This window comes from Kurthia huakuii LAM0618, from assembly GCF_000505545.1.
GTDB lineage: Bacteria > Bacillota > Bacilli > Bacillales_A > Planococcaceae > Kurthia > Kurthia huakuii.
Genome location: NZ_AYTB01000007.1, coordinates 222,176 through 241,474, shown reverse-complemented (window position 1 = coordinate 241,474; position 19,299 = coordinate 222,176). Strand labels below are relative to the sequence as shown.

General features: G+C 39.0%; 20 protein-coding genes. All 20 read right to left on the bottom strand.

Going from position 1 to position 19,299, the window contains the following annotated elements; translation table 11 throughout:
* Window position 1 precedes the first annotated feature (1 nt).
* Entirely contained in the window at window positions 2-775 is a 774-nt protein-coding gene (locus V514_RS0102975; protein ID WP_029498217.1) for a ribonuclease HII, read from the bottom strand.
* 87 nt (window positions 776-862) lie between these two features.
* The gene (ylqF, locus tag V514_RS0102970) at window positions 863-1,717 is read right to left on the bottom strand and encodes a ribosome biogenesis GTPase YlqF (RefSeq protein ID WP_029498215.1); all 855 of its coding nucleotides are present in this window, start codon (window positions 1,715-1,717) and stop codon (window positions 863-865) included.
* Between the two features lie 13 nt (window positions 1,718-1,730).
* Window positions 1,731-2,300, bottom strand: a complete 570-nt coding sequence (lepB, locus tag V514_RS0102965) for a signal peptidase I (RefSeq protein ID WP_029498214.1) — start codon at window positions 2,298-2,300, stop codon at window positions 1,731-1,733.
* Window positions 2,301-2,433: 133 nt separating this feature from the next.
* Entirely contained in the window at window positions 2,434-2,778 is a 345-nt protein-coding gene (gene rplS / locus V514_RS0102960) for a 50S ribosomal protein L19 (protein ID WP_029498213.1), read from the bottom strand.
* 146 nt (window positions 2,779-2,924) lie between these two features.
* Complete coding sequence (gene trmD / locus V514_RS0102955; RefSeq protein ID WP_029498212.1) at window positions 2,925-3,656, bottom strand: tRNA (guanosine(37)-N1)-methyltransferase TrmD; 732 nt, start codon at window positions 3,654-3,656, stop codon at window positions 2,925-2,927.
* The gene (gene rimM / locus V514_RS0102950) at window positions 3,656-4,171 is read right to left on the bottom strand and encodes a ribosome maturation factor RimM (RefSeq protein ID WP_029498211.1); all 516 of its coding nucleotides are present in this window, start codon (window positions 4,169-4,171) and stop codon (window positions 3,656-3,658) included. The genes trmD and rimM overlap by 1 nt, the downstream gene beginning before the upstream one ends.
* 67 nt (window positions 4,172-4,238) lie before the next feature.
* Complete coding sequence (locus V514_RS0102945; protein WP_029498210.1) at window positions 4,239-4,472, bottom strand: KH domain-containing protein; 234 nt, start codon at window positions 4,470-4,472, stop codon at window positions 4,239-4,241.
* A 31-nt stretch (window positions 4,473-4,503) separates the two neighbouring features.
* Window positions 4,504-4,776, bottom strand: a complete 273-nt coding sequence (rpsP, locus tag V514_RS0102940; RefSeq protein ID WP_020189420.1) for a 30S ribosomal protein S16 — start codon at window positions 4,774-4,776, stop codon at window positions 4,504-4,506.
* Window positions 4,777-4,998: 222 nt separating this feature from the next.
* Window positions 4,999-6,369, bottom strand: coding sequence for a signal recognition particle protein (gene ffh, locus V514_RS0102935; protein WP_029498209.1), 1,371 nt, complete (start codon window positions 6,367-6,369; stop codon window positions 4,999-5,001).
* A 12-nt stretch (window positions 6,370-6,381) separates the two neighbouring features.
* Complete coding sequence (locus V514_RS0102930) at window positions 6,382-6,714, bottom strand: putative DNA-binding protein (RefSeq protein WP_029498208.1); 333 nt, start codon at window positions 6,712-6,714, stop codon at window positions 6,382-6,384.
* A 122-nt stretch (window positions 6,715-6,836) separates the two neighbouring features.
* Window positions 6,837-8,117 (bottom strand): signal recognition particle-docking protein FtsY, encoded by a 1,281-nt coding sequence (gene ftsY / locus V514_RS0102925; protein WP_029498207.1) that lies wholly within the window; start codon window positions 8,115-8,117, stop codon window positions 6,837-6,839.
* A 16-nt stretch (window positions 8,118-8,133) separates the two neighbouring features.
* On the bottom strand, window positions 8,134-11,688 hold the full coding sequence (gene smc / locus V514_RS0102920; protein WP_029498206.1) for a chromosome segregation protein SMC: 3,555 nt from the start codon (window positions 11,686-11,688) through the stop codon (window positions 8,134-8,136).
* 67 nt (window positions 11,689-11,755) lie between these two features.
* The gene (rnc, locus tag V514_RS0102915; protein WP_029498205.1) at window positions 11,756-12,529 is read right to left on the bottom strand and encodes a ribonuclease III; all 774 of its coding nucleotides are present in this window, start codon (window positions 12,527-12,529) and stop codon (window positions 11,756-11,758) included.
* 162 nt (window positions 12,530-12,691) lie between these two features.
* Window positions 12,692-12,928, bottom strand: coding sequence for an acyl carrier protein (locus tag V514_RS0102910; RefSeq protein ID WP_029498204.1), 237 nt, complete (start codon window positions 12,926-12,928; stop codon window positions 12,692-12,694).
* A gap of 96 nt (window positions 12,929-13,024) precedes the next feature.
* Complete coding sequence (fabG, locus tag V514_RS0102905; protein ID WP_029498203.1) at window positions 13,025-13,759, bottom strand: 3-oxoacyl-[acyl-carrier-protein] reductase; 735 nt, start codon at window positions 13,757-13,759, stop codon at window positions 13,025-13,027.
* A complete protein-coding gene (gene fabD, locus V514_RS0102900; protein ID WP_029498202.1) occupies window positions 13,752-14,699 on the bottom strand; it encodes an ACP S-malonyltransferase in 948 nt (315 codons plus the stop codon). Before fabD ends, fabG begins: the two co-directional genes overlap by 8 nt.
* A gap of 1 nt (window position 14,700) precedes the next feature.
* Window positions 14,701-15,687, bottom strand: a complete 987-nt coding sequence (gene plsX / locus V514_RS0102895) for a phosphate acyltransferase PlsX (RefSeq protein ID WP_029498200.1) — start codon at window positions 15,685-15,687, stop codon at window positions 14,701-14,703.
* Between the two features lies 1 nt (window position 15,688).
* Window positions 15,689-16,258, bottom strand: a complete 570-nt coding sequence (fapR, locus tag V514_RS0102890; RefSeq protein WP_029498199.1) for a transcription factor FapR — start codon at window positions 16,256-16,258, stop codon at window positions 15,689-15,691.
* A gap of 98 nt (window positions 16,259-16,356) precedes the next feature.
* Window positions 16,357-18,405, bottom strand: coding sequence for an ATP-dependent DNA helicase RecG (recG, locus tag V514_RS0102885; RefSeq protein WP_029498198.1), 2,049 nt, complete (start codon window positions 18,403-18,405; stop codon window positions 16,357-16,359).
* Window positions 18,395-19,294 carry an L-serine ammonia-lyase, iron-sulfur-dependent, subunit alpha gene (gene sdaAA, locus V514_RS0102880; protein ID WP_029498197.1) on the bottom strand — a complete coding sequence of 300 codons (900 nt, stop codon included), beginning with the start codon at window positions 19,292-19,294 and terminating at the stop codon, window positions 18,395-18,397. Before sdaAA ends, recG begins: the two co-directional genes overlap by 11 nt.
* Window positions 19,295-19,299: the final 5 nt, after the last annotated feature.

Below are 19,299 nucleotides of genomic sequence, written 5' to 3'. Positions count from 1 at the left end.
CTCATCCTTTCGAAAGCATCGTTTTGATTGGCTCGAATGTTTTTCGATGAATCGGAGTTACGCCAAGATGGTTTATCGCTTCTAAATGTTGTTTTGTTCCATAACCTGCATGTTGTGCAAAGCCATATCCAGGATATTTCACATCCATTTCCTCCATATAATGATCTCGTGCCGTTTTTGCTAAAATAGAAGCGGCTGCAATTGCTAAACTTTTAGCATCTCCTTTAATAATTGAGCTTTGTGCAATTTCTATATCTAATGTCATCGCATCTGCTAGTACATAATCTGGTGGTATTGCTAAATTTTCAATAGATGCCTTCATCGATTGTCGAGTCGCTTCATAAATATTAATGTCATCAATCACATTAACCGATTGAAAATGGACTGCCGTCGCTACTGCTGTATCCATAATTTTATCGATAAATTCTTCGCGCTTCTCATGCGATAATTGCTTTGAGTCGTTTAATCCAATTAAATTCTCGCAGGCATCATTTGGTAAAATAACAGCGGCTGTTACGACAGGGCCCGCTAATGGACCACGCCCTGCTTCATCTGTTCCAGCAATGAGTACTATCTTATCGTTACGAAATGATTCATCGAATGCTAACTTAGCATAATGCTCATCAAATAATTTTTGTTGTTTGACTTGCGTTCGGCGCCACGTGTTCAATGCATTTTGTACACCTGTACGCGCATCTTTTTCCAATTCATCCATCCAATTTTGCCACGATGTTTCTTTTGCTAATTTTTCTTTTATTTCTTTAATCGTTGTCATTGAACTACTCCTTCTATCGGCTAAAAATGGCCGCTATGTAATGAAAAAGCCGACAATGCCTAAAAGACATTGTCGACCAATTGGCATTTACTCGTAATCTTCTACAAAATCAAATGTTAATTTTCCTAAATGTTCGTTACGAATATCACGAACAATTAATTCAGAAACAAGTGCATAATCAATGTCGCCACCAGAAACTTTAATGTTACGCAACTTACCAATGTGATCAAATGTCCCAACGATAGGATCTTCTAAACCGTCAATTTGATAACGCTCGTGTAAACGTTGTGGATAATACGTCTCTAAAAAGTTTAACCCAAAAATCGCTAAATCATCCATGTTTGTAATAGCATCTTTAATGGCACCTGTAACCGCCAATTTAGCGCCAACACGTTGATCTTCAAATTTTGGCCATAAAATCCCTGGCGTATCAAGTAGTTCTAATTCCTTACCTACTCTAATCCACTGCTGAGACTTTGTCACACCCGGCATATTCCCTGTTCGCGCTACATTTTTTTTCGCTAAGCGATTAATCATTGTTGATTTTCCCACATTCGGAATTCCTACAATCATGGCGCGAATTGCTCGTGGTTTCAAGCCTTTTTTACGCATACGCTCCCATTTTTCTGCCAACACTTCTTCAGCAGCTTTTGTAACACGCTTTAACCCCTTGCTATCAAGCGAGTTAACAGCAACAGCTTTATGTCCTTTTTCTTGAAAAAATTGAATCCATCGCTTCGTTTGTAGCTCATCTGCCATATCCGCTTTATTTAAAATTAACAAGCGATTTTTTTGGTGAATAATATCATCTAACATTGGATTGCGCGATGACATTGGTAAACGCGCATCAATAAGCTCAAATACAATATCGACTAGCTTTAAATTTTCTGTAACTTGTCGGCGCGCTTTGGCCATATGCCCTGGAAACCATTGAATCGTCATAATATCTCTCCTCTTAATCTACAGTACCAAAGTTTTCAATTGGCCAAAAGACAACACTTGCCTTCCCAACAATCTCCTCTTCTGATACAAGTCCAATATGTCGACTATCTTTACTATTACGGCGGTTATCACCCATTACAAAATAAGAGCCTTTTGGAATAATTTTTTTTCCTGTATAATCCAGTAAACTAAAATCTTCTGTTAGTGTACCACCATCAACAATTTGGTTTTTATAATCTTGTAAATATGGTTCATTTATTTTCTTACCATTAATATATAGTTGGTCATTTTTATACTCAAGTGTATCTCCTGGAACACCGATTACCCGCTTTATATAATCTTTCTTTTCAGGTGCATGGAAAACAACAATATCAAAATGCTGAATATCTCCTATCTTATAATTCAGTTTATTGACAATCATACGCTCACCACTTTCAAGCGTAGGCATCATTGATTCACCATCGACAACAATTGGTGTAAACAATACAAAGCGAATTAATGCTGCTAATAAAAAAGCAATGACCAGCGCTTTAACCCATTCCCACAGGTCGCTTTTTTCCTTCTTTATTTGTTTTTCTTCCATACTGCCACCACCTCACTCTACTTTATTCATTGTACAAGTATTTTTGAATGTAGGCAAAAAGATTGATAGTCTAAAACATGAAAAAAGTGTAGAGCAAATTGCTCTACACTCCTTTCGTGCTTGTAAATAGAAATTAGCGAATTTCTTTAATACGAGCAGCTTTACCACGTAAGTTACGTAGGTAGTATAATTTAGCACGACGTACTTTACCACGACGAGTAACTGTAAGTGCTGCGATTTTTGGTGTATTAACTGGGAATGTACGTTCAACGCCTACACCGTAAGAGATTTTACGAACAGTGAAAGTTTCGCTGATACCGCCACCACGACGTTTGATTACAACACCTTCGAATTTTTGGATACGTTCGCGAGTACCTTCGACAACTTTAACGTCGACGATTACTGTATCACCAGCACGGAAAGCTGGGATGTCAGTGCGTAATTGTTCTTTTGTAATTTCTGTAATAATGTTTGACATTTTATTTTCTCCTTTGACAGATGCTCATATAGGTCGCTTAATGGTTGCTACAGCGGAACACCGTAATACGGCACTTCTTAGAAATGCACTTTAAATACTAGCATATTCACGTATTTGTTTCAAGTCTATTCCTTTGTCACAACGTATTATTTTTTATAGCCAAGTAATTGTAAATATTTCAATTGCTTTGGTGTTAATTCAATATTTTCTAATAAATCTGGGCGACGTTCAAATGTGCGTTTTAGCGATTGCTCTTCGCGCCATTCATCGATTTTCGCATGATTTCCTGACATTAAAACATCAGGAACTTTCATACCACGAAAATCTGCTGGCCGCGTATAATGAGGATGCTCTAAAAGGCCTGTAGAGAACGAATCATTAATATGTGATGCCTCTTGTCCTAATACCCCTGGTAAAAGGCGTACAACGCTATCAATAATTGTCATAGCAGCTAGTTCGCCACCAGTTAACACAAAATCACCAATTGAAATTTCATCGGTAACTAAATATTCGCGAATACGTTCGTCATAACCTTCATAGTGGCCGCAAAGGAATATCAAATCCTCTTCCCGTGCTAATTCTTCTGCTTTCTGTTGCGAATAACGCTCACCTTGTGGACACATTAAAATGATACGTGGCTTTTTCCCTTTTGCCTGTAATGCTTCTACTGCATTAAATAAAGGCTCTGGCTTTAACACCATTCCAGCGCCACCCCCGTAGGGATAATCATCTACTTGATTATGCTTGTTAGTTGAAAATGAACGAAAATCTGTCACATCAAATGATACCGCACCTTTTTCCTGCGCTTTTTTCATAATTGAAGCATTAAATACGCCGTCAAACATATCTGGAAACAATGACAATACTTGAATATTCATCATGATAATAAACCTTCCATCAATTCAATTGTTATCCGTTTATTCTCAACATCAACTTCTTTAATCACTTCAAAAATAACTGGTAAGTAATGTTCTTTCCCATCAATACCTGTGACAGTCCAAACATCATTGGCGCCTGTTTCAAAAATTTCTTTTATTTTACCAATCTCGGTGCCATTTTCATCGAATACATCACAACCAACAATTTCATGATAATAAAATTCATCTTCTTCTAATTCTTCTAAAAAGTTTTCATTTACTTTTAACATACTACCTTTAAACTTTTCAACATCATTAATATTCGGATACCCTTCAAAAGATAGAAGCATAAAATTTTTGTGTTTTCGTGCTGTTTTAATAATAACAATTGTAGGTCGCTTTTCACCTGGTGCAAAAATGCCAAGCTTAGAACCTACTTCGTAACGATCCTCTGGAAAATCTGTTTGTGAGATTACTCGAATTTCACCGCGAATTCCATGTGTATTGACGATTTTACCAACATTGTACCATTTCATATAGGACACCTCTTTTTATGTTTATATACAACAAAAAAGGAAGGAACTAATGCTCCCTCCTTTTACGCTAATCTATGATATCGACATATGTCTTCTTCATATGGTGACTGCTTGCAGCAGAATAAACAATCGCGCGAATCGACTTCGCGACACTTCCTTGTTTACCTATTACTTTGCCGACATCTTGAGGATGGACAGCAAGTTTATAAACGATGCGATTTTCTGATTCATTCGCAGTAATGCGAACATCGTCGGGAAAATCGACTAATGGTTGTACAATTGTTTTAATCAGCTGTTCCACAACGTCACCCCCGATTATTTATAAGGTAAAATTATTTACCTTGTTTTGATTCATGGAATTTAGCCATGATACCTTGTTTTGAGAACAAGTTACGTACAGTATCAGATGGTTTTGCACCATTAGCTAACCAAGATAATGCTTTTTCTTCGTCAATTTTAACTTCTTCTGGAGAAGTTAATGGATTGAATGTACCGATTGTTTCGATAGAACGACCGTCACGTGGAGAACGTGAATCAGCAACTACGATACGGTAGAAAGGAGCTTTTTTAGCACCAATACGTTTTAAGCGAATTTTTACTGCCATGTTTCTTTGCACCTCCGAATAAGTTTCACACAAGATAGTATAATATCAAGCTTTCGATTGTTTGTAAAGTGTTTTTTCTTAACACAAGTAATTCTACAGGATTCTGCGTAAGATTTCAAGTGTTTGTAAAGTATTTTTTCTTAACAACTTAAAACAATTGATATGACGAGGTTTTTAAGCTATTTCTCATAAAAACAGCTCTGTTAATGCAGAGCTTTTGTCTTACATTTTAAACAACGAGTCCATACCTGGAAGTTTTAGCTTTTTCTTTTTGCTTGCACCAGGTGCACCAGCTAACCCTGACATTTGCTTCATCATTTTTTTCATTTCATCAAATTGTTTAATTAAACGGTTAACTTCCTGCACAGAACGTCCAGATCCTTTAGAAATACGTTTACGACGGCTCGCATTGATGATTTCTGGATTTGTACGCTCTGCAATAGTCATCGATTGAATAATTGCTTCAATATGATTGATTTGTTTATCGTCAAAGTTCATTTTATCCAAACCTTTTACCTTATTCATGCCTGGAATCATTTTGATAATATCTTCTAATGGCCCCATTTTCTTCACTTGGCTCATTTGTTCAAGGAAATCATCAAATGTAAAACTTTGCGTTTTAAATTTTTCTTCTAATTCTTTTGCTTTGTCAGCATCAACAGTTGCTTGCGCTTTTTCGATAAGTGATAGTACATCACCCATACCTAAAATACGCTGTGCCATACGCTCTGGATGGAATGGTTCAAGTGCATCCATTTTTTCGCCCATACCAACAAACTTAATTGGTTTTTCTGTTACAGAACGAATTGATAATGCTGCTCCCCCACGTGTATCACCATCTAATTTTGTTAAGACAACGCCCGTGATGCCTACCGCTTCATTAAAGCTTTCTGCTACGTTAACAGCATCTTGACCAGTCATCGCATCAACAACTAAAAATACTTCGTCCGGTTCTTTAATTGCACGAATATCTTTTAATTCCTGCATCAACGTTTCATCAATGTGTAATCGACCCGCTGTATCGATGATTACGACATCATGGTGTTCTTCTTTAGCTAGTTCGATTGCTTCGCGAGCAATTTCTACCGGTGAAACATCCGTCCCCTTATCAAATACAGGAATAGAAAGTTGTTTTCCTAATGTTTGTAATTGTTGAACAGCAGCTGGACGATAAACATCGGCTGCTACTAACAATGGTTTTTTATTGTATTTTTTACGTAAAACATTCGCTAACTTACCTGTAGTTGTTGTTTTACCAGCACCTTGTAATCCGACCATCATGATAACTGTTGGTGGACGTGTTGAAAATTTCACAGGTGATTGTTCGCCACCCATTAATTCTGTTAATTCTTCTTGAACGATTTTAATGACTTGTTGGCCAGGTGTTAAGCTTTGCATAACATCTGTACCTACTGCTCGTTCGCTTACTGATTTAACGAATTTTTTTACTACTTTTAAGTTAACATCGGCTTCGATTAAAGCAAAACGAACTTCGCGCATCATCAATTTAACGTCTTGTTCTGTTACTTTACCTTTACCTTTAATTTTGGCAATTGTACCTTGGAGTCGCTCTGATAAACCTTCAAATGCCATAGTGGTCGCCCCCTAATCCCATTCTTTCAATTGTTCAATATAACGTAATGCCTCACCTTTTGAAGCATTTTCTTCAATAGCTGTTGTCAATGCCGCTGCTATTTGCTGTCTTTGTTGAAATTTTGTAAAAAGTTGAAGTTTTTCTTCATATTCTTCAAGCATAGCTTCTGTACGACGAATATTATCATAAACTGCCTGACGCGAAACTCCGTACGATTCCGCAATTTCGCCTAATGACAAATCATCTAAATAATAGAGTTGCATATAGCTTCGTTGCTTGTCCGTTAAAAGCGCTTGATAAAAGTCAAAGAGAAAGTTCATACGCGTTGTTTTTTCAAGTAACATACATAACCTCTCCTTTACATACATATTCCATCGTATCATATAAGAAAAGCGAGGACTCTGTCAAGGTAAACCCCTTGTCCAAATCCTCGCTTTTCATTGATATATCAACGTTTTATACGCGTTTATAGTTCTTTAGAAACTTCATCTAATTCATCGATTTGCTTATCTAACGAATCGGCGAATAAACCATATACATAACGTTCTGCATCAAATGGTTGTAAGTCATCCATTTTTTCACCAAGCCCAACAAATTTCACTGGAATGTGCAATTGGTTACGGATAGCTAAAACAATCCCGCCTTTTGCTGTACCGTCTAATTTTGTTAAAACAATACCCGTTACCTTTGTTGCTTCTTTAAACGTTTTTGCCTGTACAAGTGCATTTTGTCCAGTTGTTGCATCCAAAGCTAATAATACTTCATGTGGTGCTCCTGGCACTTCACGCTCAATCACGCGGTGTACTTTTTCAAGTTCATTCATTAAGTTTACTTTATTTTGTAGACGACCTGCCGTATCACAAATTAAGACATCCGCACCACGATTTTTCGCTGCATTAATAGCATCATACATTACCGCTGCTGGGTCAGACCCTTCTGACTGCTTGATAACTTCCACACCTACGCGGTCACCCCAAACTTGTAATTGATCAATCGCTCCGGCACGGAATGTATCACCAGCTGCTAGCATCACTTTTTTACCTTGTTGTTCAAAACGATGCGCTAATTTACCAATCGTTGTTGTCTTACCAACACCGTTTACACCTACAAATAAAATGACTGTTAGTTCGCCATCTGGTTGCATATTTAACTCGGTAATATCTGCTTCACCTTGCTCATAAATTTCAACTAATTTTTCAGAAATAACAGCCTGGATACCGTCTGTTGATTTAATGTTTTTACGTTTCACTTCCAATTCAAGTTCTTCAATTAATTGCATAACTGTTTCAAAACCAACATCGGCCTGTAATAATAATTCTTCTAACTCTTCGAAGAATTCTTCATCGACAGTACGATAGCGTGCAACTAAATCATTCACTTTAGATGAAAACGAATTACGCGTTTTTTCGAGACCATGTTTAAATTTTTCTGTAATAGCTGCCGGCGAGAACCACGAACGTTTTTTCTCTATCTCTTGTTCTGTTTTTTCCTCTTCCTCAACAATTGCTGGTAACTCATCAACCGCTTCGTCAAGTTTCGATGTTTCAACTACTTCGTCGTCAATCACTGGTGTAGCTTCAATCGGCTCTACTACTTCAACCGCTTCAACTACCTCATCAACATGATCATCTTTTTTTTCAGCTTCCGCCTCTATGGCATCGGCATCTGTCGTTTCCACTAATTGTTCGTCTAACTGTTCATCTTTCTTACCAGTTAACTTTTCTTTCATACGTTGTAAAAAGCCCATACTTCATTCCGCTCCTTTAGGACATTTCTTGTTCTAATTTTACCGATACGAGTTTTGAAACGCCCGATTCTTGCATCGTAATACCATACAAGACATCGGCACCTTCCATCGTACCTTTACGGTGCGTGATCACGATAAATTGTGTGTCATCGCTGAATTTTTTCAAGTATTGACTATAGCGACTAACATTCGCTTCGTCAAGCGCCGCTTCCACCTCATCTAAAATACAGAATGGTACAGGACGCGTTTTTAAGATAGCAAAAAGCAGCGCAATCGCTGTCAATGCGCGCTCTCCACCAGATAACAAACTTAAACTTTGCAACTTTTTACCTGGTGGTTGGGCCACAATTTCAATGCCTGTTTCAAGCAGATTTTCCGGCTCTAGCAAAATCAAATCTGCTTTCCCACCGCCAAACAATTCACGGAATACTTCTTGGAAATGAGCACGAATTGATATAAATGTTTCATCAAAGCGAGCTGTCATTTCTTCATCCATCTCACGAATTGCTTCATGTAACGTATCCTTCGCCTCTAATAAATCATTGCGCTGATTCGTTAAAAATGTATGGCGTTCAGAAACCGTTTTATACTCTTCGATAGCATGTACATTGACATCACCAAGCTCCTCAATAGATTGTCGTAGCAATTTCACTTTACGACGCGCTGTCTCCATATTCACGTCAACCGCTTCTTCTAATAAGGCTTCTTGGAACGATAAATTATATTCGGTAAACAGTTGTTGCTCTTGATGACTACGACTTGCATCAATGCGATTCATTTTCACATCAATATCACGAATGGCGTTTAGTACACCTTGATGAACGCGTTGTACTTCTGTAAGCGTTGCATCGACGTTTTGAATCATCATTTGTAATTCTGTACGTTTTTCTTTCGCCTTATTAATAGAAGAACTTAACGCCTCTCTACGCCCTTTTAGCGATGTAATCTGTTGAGAAAGCACTTCTTCTGAAGGACCTTCACCTTGTTCACCAGTCAACAGCCATTCACGTTCTTTTTCTTGTGCACGCAAACTTTCTTCATTCGCTACTAACTTATGAGTTAACTCGTCTAACTGCATTTGAAGTTGTAACACTTGCTCTGCCTTTACAGCTTTCTGTGCTTTAGCATCAGCCAAATGATTTTGAAGTTGATCGCGCTCTGTGACGCTTTGAGCTTTTAGCAACTCAAAGCGCTCTACTTGTTCATTTAGCGTAGTCGTCTCTTTATCTAACACCATTAAACGTTTTTCAAGCGTACTTTTAGAAGTCGCTAACAAGTCTAATCGTGATGTAACATCTTGTTTTTCAGAATCGAATAATGATACTTGTTGTGATAAACGTTTGACGGTCGCTGAAATCGTTTCAAGTGCAATATTTTGACGATATTCTCGTTGTTTTAAAGAATCGCCAGTTTGACGTTGCTGTTCTAACTCCGCTTCCTTTAGCCCTACGCGTTTTTCTAAATCATTTACGGTACGCTCTGCTTCTAAAATTGTCATTTGTAACTTATCAACATTATCCGTTAGCTGCTCTAGCTCTGCTTTGCGGCTAAATACGGGGTTTTGTTTGTTCGCTGCTCCCCCCGTCATCGAACCACCAGCATTGACAACATCACCTTCTAACGTCACGACACGATAGCGGTAATGGCAGGTGCTAGCGATGGCTTTTGCACCTTCTAACTCTTTTGCGATAATGACATGTCCTAATAAATTTTCGACGATTGTCTTAAAGGCAGCATCTGTTTCAACTAATTTATCTGCTGTATTGATAAATGATGGGTGCCCAGCAATGCGTGTTAAAACATCCGCTGGAACCTGACGTGTTTTCATAATATTTTTCGGTAAAAATGTTGCACGACCGCCATTATGATTGCGCAAGTAGCCAATCGCCTGGCTAGCATGCTTATCTGTCTCTGTAATAATATGTTGTGCCGTCGCCCCAAGCGTTGTTTCAATGGCGATAGCATAAACTGCTGGCACTTGTAGCATTTCAGCTACGGCACCATGAATCCCCATTAAACGTTGGTCATCGCGCGCTTGTAAAATCATTTTGGGTCCTTTATAAAAACCTTCAAAATTCGATGACAATTCTTCTAATGTATCTTTGCGTCCTTGCATCGTTTTAAGCTGATTATAGCCTTGGTATAATAAATCGCGTTTTTTCGAATATTCTTCACGTAGCTGCTGATACATTTCTTGCGTTGCTTTATAACGAGCTAATTGCTCCGCTAATTCAATCGAAATTTTTTCTAACGAAGAAGTTGCCTGCATTTGCTCTGCTTTATGACGCTGAAGCTCTTCAATTGTCGCTCCAGAAGCGGATGACATTTTTGTAGTCTCTGCTTGCTCTTGCTCTAATTGGCGCATAACGTTTTTTAATTCATTATTCGTTGCTGCACGCTCACTCAAGCGTTCCACATAGACATTTTTTAATTGTTCAATATCATGTTCAATGTCAGACGTAGAACGTTCTAACGTTTGCGTCATTTGTTTTACTTCTTGTCGAATGACTTTAAATGCCGCATTGTATTCTACAAGTTGTTGCGCTTTAACTTCTTTTAAAGTTGTAGCTTGTTCACATTGTGCTTTCGTAGTTTGAATCGATTTGTCTAAGCTCGCTAGTTGTTGTGAAACATTTTCACGTTTTTGTAGTAGCACTGCTTTGCGCCCTTCATAACGTTCTACATCTGTACTAACATCTACAAGTTCTGCTTGTTCTAAATCTAATGTCGTATCGATTATTTGAAGTACTTCACGATGCTTTAATTGCTCCTTTTGAAGCGCATCAATTTGCTGTTGCTGTGCATTTTCTTGTTCAGAAAGAGTACTTTTTTGCACAGCTAGTTGCTTAAACGAAGCTTCTAATGTTTCGATATCATGAATTAAAACGGCAATATCAATACCACGCAATTCTCTTGTCATCTCTACATAATCCTCTGCAGTAGACGCTTGGATACGCAGTGGCTCAATACGTTCATCTAATTCATGTAAAATGTCGAGCACACGATTTAAATTATCATCTGTTTCAAATAGTTTATGCTCGGCTTTTTTACGACGCTTTTTATATTTTAAAACGCCAGCTGCTTCTTCAAAAATGGCACGGCGGTCGTCTGGCTTACTATTTAAGATTTCATCGACACGACCTTGCGAAATAATCGAAAAAGCTTCTTTCCCTAATCCTGAATCTAAAAATAAATCCGTAATATCTTTCAAGCGACAGCTTTGTTTATTTAATAAATACTCGCTTTCGCCCGAACGATAGACACGACGAGAAACGCTCACCTCATTATAAGAAAGTGGCAAGCGTTCATCTTCGTTATCTAGGATGAGCGTTACTTCTGCAAAGTTAAGCGGTTTGCGTGAGTCACTACCCGCAAAAATGACATCTTCCATTTTTGCACCGCGCAATGATTTCGCTGATTGTTCGCCAAGAACCCATCGAATGGCGTCAATGACGTTACTTTTACCACTACCATTTGGTCCGACCACTGCCGTTACACCTGGCACAAAATCGATCCCGATACGATCAGCAAAAGATTTGAAACCAATCACTTCAAGCCGTTTAAGAAACAAAATAATACCCCCTACTAATCTTTTGCCTCATTAGTTCATGCTGCACTACTGTGCGATACGTTGTTTGCTATTCGGCTTCAATATTGTTATTTTTTTGCATTTGTTGCTTTTTAAACGCAACCATCGCAGTTTGAGCAGCTCTTTGTTCAGCTTCTTTTTTCGATTTACCATTTCCAATACCTAGTTCAGTGCCATTTAACATGACTTGTGAAATGAAAGTTCGGTTATGGGCTGGACCATTTTCTTTAATAATAGTGTATTGAAGCGCACCTGAGTTTGCTTGTTGCACCATTTCTTGTAATTGACTTTTAAAGTCCATTACATGTGAAAACATACCGAGCTCTACTTTTGGAAAGACTACTTTTTCCAAGAAGCCAACAACTGTTTCTAAACCTTGGTCTAAATATAAAGCACCTACAAATGCTTCGAAGCAATCCGCAAGTAACGCTGGACGTTCACGACCGCCTGTAATTTCTTCCCCTTTACCTAGTAACACGAATTGTCCAAAATTCAGTTCGTTTGCAAAAATAACAAGTGATGGCTCGCAAACGATTGCTGCACGAAGTTTTGTCAACTCGCCCTCTGTCATTTTAGGGAATTTCAGGAATAAAAACTTAGAAACAGTTAGCTCTAACACTGCATCGCCCAAAAATTCAAGACGTTCATTGTCTTCATATTGCTTACGGCGATGTTCGTTTACGTAAGATGAGTGTGTAAACGCATTGTATAATAAATTCTTATTACCAAAGTGTAAGCCTAAAATATTTTGTAATTTTTCAAATTTGGTACGAGCCTGTTCAGGAATTGCACCATTTTTTTGTGATAGTTCTTCGATTTTCATCGTTCATCAACCTTCTTAGTTTACTAAATTAGTACTCTTTGATAGTGTACCTTTTTCTTTCGCAATGTGCAAAACATTAAAAAATATTGTCACAAAAACATAACTTCCCTTGTAGCAAGCTACAAGGGAAGTTTAAGTATTTATTCAAAACAGCTTATGTGATTAAGCTTGTGCTTTCTCGATGAATGTCACTGCATCACCAACTGTTTGGATTTTTTCAGCGTCTTCATCTTCGATTTGCATATCGAATTCTTCTTCAAACTCCATTACTAATTCAACAACATCTAATGAATCAGCACCTAAATCTTCACGGAATGAAGCTTCTGGTTTTACTTCGCTTTCATCAACACCTAAACGGTCAACGACAACTTTGCTTACACGTTCTAAAACTGTAGCCACAAAAATACACCTCCTCTCAACGACTAACTGGTAGGACCAGTTTATGATTTCTAGCATAGTATATCATTTTTTATCCATGAATAAAAACAATATTTATTACATGACCATACCGCCATCTACATGAAGAACTTGTCCTGTCATGTAGCGACTCGCATCACTCGCTAAGAACGATACAACATCGGCAATATCTTCTGGCTGTCCTAGTTTTGCTAACGGAATTTGTGCTTCCATACCTGCTTTCGCTTCTTCTGGCATCGCATCTGTCATTTCTGTTTCAATAAATCCTGGTGCTACTGCATTAACTAAAATATTACGTGCTGCTAATTCTTTCGCAGATGTTTTTGTTAAACCAATAACACCTGCTTTAGAAGCCGTATAATTTGCCTGGCCTGCGTTGCCGACAATACCAACCACAGAAGCTAAGTTAATAATACGACCGGCGCGTTGCTTCATCATTGGGCGCGCAACAGCTTTCGTACATAAGAACACCGATTTTAAATTTGTGTCAATAACAGCATCCCAATCATCTTCCTTTAGACGCATCAACAAATTATCACGCGTAATTCCAGCGTTGTTAACTAGTACATCAATTGTGCCAAAGGTTTCGAGTGTCGTGTCAATCAATTTTTTTACATCATCAGCATCTGCAACGTTTGCTTGCACAACAAATGCTTCAACATTTAAAGCTTTTATTTCTGCTGCGACAGATTCTGCACGCTCTTGAGAACCACTATAATTTACAACGATGTTATAACCATCTTGTGCTAATTTCAACGCAATGGCGCGGCCAATCCCACGTGAAGCACCTGTAACAATTGCTGTTTTAGTCATGTGACCACTCCTTTGCTTGTTCTAAAATATCTTGTAAGGATGCTTCATCATAAATACAGTAAGTTGTTGCTTTACGATCTACTTTTTTCACTAAGCCACTTAATACTTTTCCTGGACCACATTCAATAAATGTATCCACACCATGTGCTAATAGCTCACGAATTGACTCTTCAAAACGAACTGGTGAATACAGTTGCTCTACTAACAACGTTTCGATTTCTGAAGGTTGTATCACAGGTTTTGCTGTTACATTCGCAATAACCGGAATATTTGCTTCATGTAATTCAATCTCATCTAACTCTGCTTTCAAGCGCTCAGCAGCTGGCTTCATTAATGCAGAGTGGAATGGTCCACTAACATTTAACGGTAATGCACGGCGAGCACCTGCTTCTTTTGCACGTTCACATGCAACTTCTACAGCATGTTTTGTACCAGAAATAACAATTTGACCAGGACAATTTAAGTTTGCCATTTGGACAACTTCGCCAAGCTCGGTAGAAACTTCTTCCGTTACCGCACCTAATTGTTCAGAATCCAACGCTAAAATAGCTGCCATCGTTCCTTCACCAGCTGGCACTGCTTCATTCATTAACACACCACGTTTATGAACGATTTGCACAGCATCTTCAAAACGTAGCACACCTGAAGCGACTAATGCGGCATATTCACCTAGGCTATGCCCGATTGTGAAATCTGCTTTGATACCTGCATCTGTTAAGTGTTTCGCCACTAATACACCTGTTGTTAATAAAGCAGGTTGTGCGTTGTATGTAAGTGTTAATTGATCTTCCGGTCCTTCTAACATTAATGTCGATAAATCGTAGTGTACAAGTTCATCTGCATCTTTATAAAAAGATGCGTAATCTCCTGTTAATAATTCTGCACCCATCCCTACTTTTTGAGAACCTTGTCCCGGGAAAAGAAAAGCGATTTTTGTCATGTTAATTCTCCTTTGAAATCGTAGAATCAATCGTTGCACAAACATCATGTTTCGCCATTTTTCGTGCTTGGCGAATTGCACTATAAAACCCCTGTGCATCCGATGAACCATGTGCTTTAATAACCGGCGCTTTTAAACCGAATAAGACCGCACCACCATACTCTTTATAATCCATTTTATTTTTAATGGTTTTTAAGCTTGGCTTCATCAATACTGCGGCTACTTTCGTTTTTGTTGATGACATAAAGCCCTCTTTTAATAACGAGAACAATGACCCAACAGCCCCCTCGATTGTTTTTAATACCATGTTACCTGTAAAACCATCTGTTACGACTACATCTGCTGCATGATTTAATAATTCGCGCGCTTCAACATTACCGATGAAATTAATTGGTGCTTCTTTTAATAAATCAAATGCGTGCTTTGTTAAGTCGTTCCCTTTTTTATCTTCTGTACCAATATTTAACAAACCTACAGTAGGGTTTTTCACTCCACGAACTTGTTGTGCATAAATACTGCCCATAATCGCATATTGTACAAGGTTCTCTGGCTTCGCCTCTGAATTTGCTCCCAAATCTAACATATCAAAACCAGCATCATCCAATGTCGGTAATGTTGTCGATAATGCGGGACGGTCAATGCCATCAATACGACGGACGATAAATAAACCGGCTGCCATTAATGCACCTGTATTACCAGCTGAGACACAAGCATCTACTTCGCAATCTGCTACAGCCTGCGCTGCGCGAACCATTGATGCATCTTTTTTACGGCGAACCGAACGAACCGGTTCATCTGTTCCTTCAATAACCTCTGTACAATGGACAACTTCTAAACGATTATGTTCGTTTAAAAAAGGAGCCATTTTTGCTTCATCGCCATATAACACGATTTCTAAGTCTGAAAAATCTTCAAGTGCTTTATAAACACCTTCGATAATTTCTTTTGGCGCGTTGTCGCCACCCATACCATCAATTGCAAATTTCATTTTATTCACCTTTACCTTTCGTACGGTACATTTCAAAGTCGCCCGTAAACACTGTCGTACCATTTACCGTTGATGTAACATTTACAAATGTGCGATTTTTATCATCGCGGCTTGTTACAGTTGCTTTTGCAATAACACGATCTCCTGCGTATACAGGACGCGTAAATGATAAGTCCGATTTAACAGTTAACGCCAAATCATCATCAATCACCGCAACGGCCAATGAATTTGCTTGTGCAAACAAATGGTGTCCCCGTGCGATGCCATTGCGTTGGAAAACATGGTCCTCCGTCACATCAAAAATAGACAATGCTCGTTCATCTAGCTCAATATCAATAATTTCACCGATGATTTCATCAAGAGGTAAGGTTTTTACTTCATTTTCAAAGTTATGTGCTGCTACGTCTTTAATGCGTTCGCGTAACTCCGGGATAGATAATTCCATACGATCTAATCGAATCGTTTGTACGCTGACATTAAACTTCGTTGCCAGTTGATCATCCGTAATAAAAGGATTATCTTCTATTGTTTGCTTTAACAATTTTTGTCGTTCTTTTTTCGAATACTTCATTGTTTCAATATGCCGCTCCCTTTGTATTAGCACTTGGTACTAATATCAGTATATAAATATAAAAAGGAGAATGCAAGTATAATTTGCACTCTCCGCGTCTAATCGATGCGTTCACCTGTCATAACACCAGATTTTTCAAGCGCGTCACGCAATGGCTTATATGATGCATGTTGCCAAAATTTATCGCTATACACAAGTTTATTCGCATCGCGCCGTGCTGTTTCTAACGCGCGGTAATCATGGACTAAATCGGCCATCTTAAATTGTGGTACACCACTTTGCTTACGACCAAAGAAATCACCTGGACCACGTAATTCTAAATCTTTTTCAGCTAATCTAAATCCATCATTTGTTTCGGTCATCGAGATCATGCGCTCTTTCCCTTCATCACTTTTAGGATCAGCTACTAGCATGCAGTAAGATTGATGCTCTCCACGCCCAACACGCCCGCGCAATTGATGTAACTGCGCCAAACCAAATCGTTCAGCATCATAAATCACCATAAACGTTGCATTTGGTACGTTGACACCTACCTCGACGACAGTCGTTGACACGAGCACATTGAGCGCACCATCGCTAAATGAACGCATAACTGCATCTTTTTCATCGGCTACTAAACGACCATGCATAAGCCCAACTGTAAATTTATCAGCAAAAATCATCTGTAGCTGCGCATGTAATTCAACCGCATTTTGAACATCTATTTTATCGGATTCTTCGATTAATGGGCAAATAACATATGCTTGACGTCCTGCTACTAATTCTTGTTCCATTTGTTGCAACACAGCATTAAATTGCTCAGCTTTGATCCAATGCGTTTCAATTACTTTTCGCCCTGCTGGCATTTCATCAATAATTGAAACATCCATTTCACCGAATGCTGTAATCGACAATGTTCGTGGAATTGGTGTTGCCGTCATAAATAATTGGTCGGGATTTTCACCTTTATCACGTAGCACTCGGCGCTGATTGACACCAAAGCGATGCTGTTCATCCGTAATGACTAGCCCTAATTTATGAAATTCCACATCTGGCTGAATCAGTGCATGTGTACCAATTAATACATCAATTTCCCCAGAAGCTAAATCTGCTAATAGTTCACGGCGCGCTTTAGTTTTTGTAGAGCCTGATAACAATTCTACGCGCACATCAAATGGCTCTAGCCAACTACGTAAATTTTCTAAATGTTGCTCAGCTAAAATTTCTGTCGGCGCCATTAACGCCCCCTGGAAACCGGCTGTTACAACTGCATAAAGTCCACTTGCTGCAACGACTGTTTTTCCCGAACCAACATCGCCTTGTAACAAACGATTCATGCGCTGCTTTGTTAGCAAGTCCTTACAAATTTCATTAACTACGCGTTTTTGCGCCCCGGTTAAATCATATGGTAGGGCCGCAAAAAAGGTGCGTAATTTTTCAACATCATAATGAATGGCAAGTCCGGCCTCGTCTTCACGGCGAACTTTGCGTAACGCTTGCATTTTCAGTTGAAAGACGAGTAGCTCTTCATAAACAAAACGTCTGCGTGCCTGCTTTGCATGTATCGCATTTTGTGGGAAATGAACGCCTTCTAACGCTTCATAAATCCCTAATAGCTTATATTGAATACGCAGTTCTTCTGGTAAAATTTCAGGAATCTCTCGTGCTACTTCATCCAAAGCTTGCCGCATAAAGCTACGATATTTCTTTTGTGTTAATTTACCTTTTAAACTGTAGACAGGTTCAAAATCTGCCTGGGCTTCTTTCGGCCCAAAATGGACTTGTGAGCCGCTAATTTGCTGGCGACCTTGGTCCCATTTACCGGTTACTGTAATAACAGCGCCCGGTTCTAATTTATTTTTTAAATATGCTTGATTGAAAAAAGATACGCGAATTAAATGATTCCCTACGAGCATTTTAAACTGTAGGCGCGAGCGACCTTTGCCGCTAAACATGACATTCGGCACACTTTCTACGCGACCTTCCACTGTGACGCGCTCATTATGTGGTGTTTGAGATAAATCTTTTAAGCGAAAATCTTCATGACGAAACGGAAATGTCATAATCAATTCTTCTATTGTATAGACACCCATTTGCTCTAAATTTTCTGCCGCTGTTTTTCCAACACCTTTGAGCTCGGTTACAGGGCTTTCTAAATCAATTACCACTGTTCGCTACAGCTCCTCCAAAAATACGTTTTTCTAACCATCGACCTGTTGGTGTAGCAGCCAACCCGCCTTGTGCCGTTTCGCGTAATGCAGATGGCATCGTTTGACCGATGCGATACATGGCATCGATGACCTCATCGGTTGGAATACGACTTTCCACACCTGCTAACGCCATATCAGCTGCAACCATTGCGTTTGCAGCACCCATGGCATTTCGTTTAACACAAGGTACCTCCACTAAACCTGCAACAGGGTCACACACTAAGCCTAGCATATTTTTCAATGAAATGGAGAAAGCATGTGCAGATTGTTGCGGTGTCCCTCCAGCCATTTCAACGATTGAAGCGGCGGCCATTGCAGCAGCAGAACCTACCTCAGCTTGACAACCTCCTGCAGCACCTGAAATTGAAGCATTATTCGCAACAACAAAACCAAATGCGCCTGCTGTAAATAAGAAGCGCACCATTTGCTCACGTGTTGGATTTAATTTGTTTTTTACGGCGAATAGTACGCCTGGTACAACACCAGCAGAACCAGCTGTTGGTGTCGCACAAATCATTCCCATCGCGGCATTTACTTCATTTGTTGCTACAGCTTTACTAACTGCATCCAATAAAAAGTCTCCACTTAATCCTTTACCAGATTGGATATATTTTTGTAAGAGTACGGCATCGCCACCAGTTAATCCCGTCACTGATGTAACACCTTGTAAGCCGCGTTCTATCGCTTGCTCCATGACTTCGAGATTGCGTTCCATTTGGGCAAAAATTTCCTCACGTGTTCGTTCAGTCATACCCATTTCTTGTTCAATCATAATTTCTGACATTAATTTTTGTTCATTTTCTGCGCGCTCGACTAATTCACGAACGTTACGAAATAACACTTCCATCTTAA

What these genes read in the sequence shown, in the direction of transcription:
- ylqF (WP_029498215.1), bottom strand. Translation starts at nt 1,717, where the DNA reads ATGACGATTCAATGGTTTCCAGGGCATATGGCCAAAGCGCGCCGACAA.
- rplS (WP_029498213.1), bottom strand. Translation starts at nt 2,778, where the DNA reads ATGTCAAACATTATTACAGAAATTACAAAAGAACAATTACGCACTGAC.
- V514_RS0102930 (WP_029498208.1), bottom strand. Translation starts at nt 6,714, where the DNA reads ATGTTACTTGAAAAAACAACGCGTATGAACTTTCTCTTTGACTTTTAT.
- ftsY (WP_029498207.1), bottom strand. Translation starts at nt 8,117, where the DNA reads ATGGGCTTTTTACAACGTATGAAAGAAAAGTTAACTGGTAAGAAAGAT.
- rimM (WP_029498211.1), bottom strand. Translation starts at nt 4,171, where the DNA reads ATGAAATGGTACAATGTTGGTAAAATCGTCAATACACATGGAATTCGC.
- plsX (WP_029498200.1), bottom strand. Translation starts at nt 15,687, where the DNA reads ATGAAATTTGCAATTGATGGTATGGGTGGCGACAACGCGCCAAAAGAA.
- fabD (WP_029498202.1), bottom strand. Translation starts at nt 14,699, where the DNA reads ATGACAAAAATCGCTTTTCTTTTCCCGGGACAAGGTTCTCAAAAAGTA.
- lepB (WP_029498214.1), bottom strand. Translation starts at nt 2,300, where the DNA reads ATGGAAGAAAAACAAATAAAGAAGGAAAAAAGCGACCTGTGGGAATGG.
- ffh (WP_029498209.1), bottom strand. Translation starts at nt 6,369, where the DNA reads ATGGCATTTGAAGGTTTATCAGAGCGACTCCAAGGTACAATTGCCAAA.
- trmD (WP_029498212.1), bottom strand. Translation starts at nt 3,656, where the DNA reads ATGAATATTCAAGTATTGTCATTGTTTCCAGATATGTTTGACGGCGTA.
- sdaAA (WP_029498197.1), bottom strand. Translation starts at nt 19,294, where the DNA reads ATGGAAGTGTTATTTCGTAACGTTCGTGAATTAGTCGAGCGCGCAGAA.
- rpsP (WP_020189420.1), bottom strand. Translation starts at nt 4,776, where the DNA reads ATGGCAGTAAAAATTCGCTTAAAACGTATTGGTGCTAAAAAAGCTCCT.
- fapR (WP_029498199.1), bottom strand. Translation starts at nt 16,258, where the DNA reads ATGAAGTATTCGAAAAAAGAACGACAAAAATTGTTAAAGCAAACAATA.
- rnc (WP_029498205.1), bottom strand. Translation starts at nt 12,529, where the DNA reads ATGAAAATCGAAGAACTATCACAAAAAAATGGTGCAATTCCTGAACAG.
- V514_RS0102975 (WP_029498217.1), bottom strand. Translation starts at nt 775, where the DNA reads ATGACAACGATTAAAGAAATAAAAGAAAAATTAGCAAAAGAAACATCG.
- fabG (WP_029498203.1), bottom strand. Translation starts at nt 13,759, where the DNA reads ATGACTAAAACAGCAATTGTTACAGGTGCTTCACGTGGGATTGGCCGC.